The sequence below is a fragment of the Prevotella sp. OH937_COT-195 genome, from assembly GCF_003932845.1.
GTDB lineage: Bacteria > Bacteroidota > Bacteroidia > Bacteroidales > Bacteroidaceae > Prevotella.
Genome location: NZ_RQZH01000145.1, coordinates 1 through 463, shown reverse-complemented (window position 1 = coordinate 463; position 463 = coordinate 1). Strand labels below are relative to the sequence as shown.

Sequence of the window (463 nt, the reverse complement as noted above, 5' to 3'; positions counted from 1 at the left end):
TCCATCCCCAGCGAGGCCGCAAAATTCCTGATCGCATCGCTGTCATAAGCTTTATCGGCCAACAGATGGTCGGCTGTCGTATCGGCAATCAGTGCTTCGGCAAACAGGCAATCTGCCGCACTGCCTTCGCTTAACACGAATCTTACCGGCATCCCGTGGGCATCCACCGCCAGATGCAGCTTGGTATTCAGCCCCCTTTTGTACGGCTCATGCCTTCATTGCCGCCTTTGGCTCCCGCTGCATGGGGGTGAACCTTGATATGGGTAGCATCCATCATCAGCCACTCCATGTCTTTTTCTCCCGCAAGGATGAGCATCAGTTTCGTCCAGATACCTTTGTCGCGCCAACGGATAAAGCGGCGATGGGTATTGCTCCACCCACCGTAATCGGGCGGCAGGTCTCTCCAGGGTGCACCGGTGCGCAGTATCCAGAAAACGGCGTTGATGAATTGCCGGTTATCCAT

The 463-nt window shown here is 55.5% G+C and carries 1 pseudogene; it reads right to left on the bottom strand.

From position 1 onward, the window contains the following. Positions 1-463, bottom strand: a pseudogene (locus tag EII32_RS11635) (IS5 family transposase); the annotation flags it as partial.